We start from the raw sequence: 3,167 nt of genomic DNA, 5'->3' as shown, positions 1-3,167 counted from the left end.
CTGTGTTACCGGCGTGGGGGCGCGATCCATCCACCAACACCCCTGGTGATTCGGCTAATAGTCGGTTTTATCCACCCTGGACCACGCAGATTGACGTTCTTTTGTGCCCGTCCGACGGTAAGGTGAGGCAAAAAGGAGTCAACGATCAAGGCCGTACCAACTACCGCACATCGGTGGGTGATTCCATTTATCGTGGATGGGCGCGGGATGGTAACTCTCAGACGTGTCGTGGGCTGTTCGGTCTTCGTCAGGGGGTCCCGTTCGCGGCCATCACCGACGGCACCAGCAACACAGTCATGTTCTCCGAACGTTTGTTCGGCGGAAATGCAAATTTGATCAAAGAGGGGATGGCCACCAATGTGACCAGCTTGAATCCGAACGCGGCTGTGGCCCCTGCCGAATGTCTCCAAACCAGAAATCCCGCTCGACCGAACGAGTACCTGACGGGGACCTATGGCACGGCCGGCTGGTCAGGGCGACGCTGGGCAAGTGGTATCCCGCAATACACCCGGTTTAACACAGTCTTGCCGCCCAACAGTCCCTCGTGTAACGACAGCACATGGGATGAGCGGAACGCCGTCATTACAGCCACGAGCAACCATCCGGGTGGTGTCAATGTCTCCATGGCGGATGGCTCCGTTCGCTTCATTTCAGAAACCATCAACGCCGGCGACCCGACGTTGCCCGAGGTCCAATCAGGGCCCAGCCCGTACGGGGTATGGGGCGCTTTGGGAAGCAAGGACGGTGGTGAATCGGTCCAGGCCCCGTAATGTGATTTTCTCGACCGGCGAAACCGGCTTTGGTCGTTCGTGAAGACGGCACAGCGGCCATGGGAATTCGAAAAGGCGTGGGGGATATTCGTCAGATTATCCCTCACGCTTGCTTTTTGTTTACCGGCAGGTTGCGGCAGACAACCTGCATTGAACACCCGTGGCATTGCGGGCACAGTGGCCTCTCCGCAGAGCGGCAGGAGCGCGGAAGTGGAAGAGCACATCAGGAGGTTCTGCGGCGATTGCCATGCAGTCCCTCGACCGGAGTCCTTCCCCCGCGATCGCTGGGCAGAGGAAGTGCGAGTTGGCTATCAGCAATACGTTCGTTCAGGACGCGACGACCTGAGCCCGCCTCCCATCGCGGAAGTCGTTGCATACTACCGGCAACGCGCTCCGGAAAAGCTGGAATTTCACCTTCCGCAGGATTCGCAGCAGAAGTTGCCCATTTCTTTTCGCCAGGAAGATGTGGACTGGAAAGGACGGCCTCGCGTGGCACCGGCGGTCTCCGGGCTTGCCTACCACAGGCTTCCAGATAGCGATCAGCCCTGGCTCATCATCTCAGACATGGTGACCGGCACTATCACGGCTCTGGACATGAAGTCGAGGGAGTCGCGAGTCCTGGCCAGGCTTCAATTTCCCTGCCGAATTGAGCCGTGCGATCTGGAACGTACTGGCCGTGTCGGCTTTGTGGTGGCCGAACTGGGCAGCTTTTTCGCGATGGATCATCGCGACGGCAAGGTTGTTTGGTTACGTCCCGAAGAAAAGGGACCGCAATTTCGAGTCATTCCGCTCGCTGAAAATCTGGGTCGCGTGGCCGATGTGAGAGTGGCTGATTTCGACGGTGATGGCGATCTAGACGTGCTCGCAGCGGAATTCGGTCATTACCGCACGGGCGGCATTCTGCTGCTGGAAAACGAGAGCACCAAAGAGGGAGCGATTCGCTTTGTTCCTCATCGCCTTGATCAGCGCCCCGGAACCATTCACGTCCCCGTAACGGATTTGAATACCGACGGTCGTCCCGACTTTGTCGCGCTGATCAGCAACGAATGGGAAGTGGTCGAATGGTTCGTCAACCTGGGCAACAATCGATTTCTCTGTCGTCCCATCTGGCGGGCGCCCGATTTGACGTTTGGCTCCAGTGGGCTGGAGTTGGTGGATCTCGACGGAGACGGCGACACTGACATTCTGTTCACCAACGGAGACAGCTTTGACAACCTCTACGCGAATCCGTCTCACGGAGTCCAGTGGCTGGAAAACCGAAACGCCGACTCGCCCGAAGGCTTTCACTATCACCGGTTACTGGATTGGCCGGGCGCCTACCGTGCCGTGACGGGCGATCTGGACGGCGACGGCGACCTCGATATCGTTGCCTCGGCGTGGCTGCCGAAAAGTGTTCGGCCACAGGAGCTTCAGCAAATGGAAATACCGTCACTGATCATTTTGGAGCAGGAACCCGGACCGACCTTCAGTTGCCACATTGTCGACCGGAGCTGGCCGCAGTTTCCGGTAATACTGCTCGCTGATCTGGACGGGGACGGCGATCTCGACATTGTCGCGGGCCGACATTGCGGACTCGACGGTGGGAATGCCGACGTGACGGCTCCACTCCGCGTGTATTGGAATGAAATGAAATCTTTGGCAGAGTCCCCTCGACAGCGCTGAGTTCAATCTTGTCCATTTGTCGCAGGAGTGCAGGAAACGAAGGCCGGCGACCAAGCGAGGGATTCAGCATGAAGCCACCGTTCATAATTGGTCGTGTGCGCTGTCGGTCGCGTCCGAAGACTCTGGCAGAATCCGACGAGGGCACTCACTTGATCGGACGACGCGCTCAAACAGGCAGGATGGGCAGTGCCGGGCATTCCCAGCCGGATTCTTAAATAAAGTTCCGCGAAACTCTCGCCGCCCTTAAATGGATCGTGGCGAAGATTTCGCGGTGGATTCGGAAAGCCCCAGTCGTCCCAGAGGGCCAGATCAGAATGGTTCGTCCCCTCCACTCCGTGGCAGTTGGAACATCCTAGCTCATTGTAGGCAGCTCGGCCGCGCGCCAGTAATTCCTCGGAAAATTTCGGCGCAAGAGGAATGGCCACTCTTGGGCCGGGAGTGGTCTGAATCTCGGCAGCGGACTTGAGTTCTTCGCGAGAAAGCTCTTCGCCAATTTTTCGATATTCTTCCAGAAGGCGATCCTGAACCCCTTCACGTCGCATTGCAAGCACGAATTGGGCAAGCCCGAGAATTTCCTGTTGAGAAAGCTCTTCGAAGCCTCGCATGCTTGTGCCGGGCATTCCGTAGCGAATAACAAGGGCGACATCCTCCACACTGGGCACGCCATTTTCCGTACTCACGAGCCGAAAGAAGTCGCGGCGGAGATTGCGGGGCCTCGGAAACAAAAACCGCGAT

The 3,167-nt window shown here is 57.9% G+C and carries 3 protein-coding genes; 2 read left to right on the top strand and 1 reads right to left on the bottom strand.

What is annotated here, in order from left to right; genetic code table 11:
* Both H5U08_RS13910 and H5U08_RS13905 read left to right on the top strand, forming a co-directional pair.
* Nucleotides 1-770, top strand: a 770-nt coding sequence (locus H5U08_RS13910) for a DUF1559 domain-containing protein (RefSeq protein WP_297034251.1), incomplete at its 5' end; no start/stop codon positions are given.
* Nucleotides 771-980: 210 nt separating this feature from the next.
* The gene (locus H5U08_RS13905) at nt 981-2,432 is read left to right on the top strand and encodes a VCBS repeat-containing protein (protein WP_297034248.1); all 1,452 of its coding nucleotides are present in this window, start codon (nt 981-983) and stop codon (nt 2,430-2,432) included.
* Between the two features lie 2 nt (nt 2,433-2,434).
* On the opposite strand, the gene H5U08_RS13900 is transcribed toward H5U08_RS13905, so the two are convergent.
* Nucleotides 2,435-3,167 (bottom strand): hypothetical protein (locus H5U08_RS13900; protein WP_297034246.1); only part of this gene is annotated, 733 nt, incomplete at its 5' end.

It is taken from the genome of Thermogutta sp., assembly GCF_014359955.1.
Classification (GTDB): Bacteria; Planctomycetota; Planctomycetia; order Pirellulales; family Thermoguttaceae; genus Thermogutta.
This window is presented reverse-complemented; position numbering and strand designations above follow the sequence as displayed.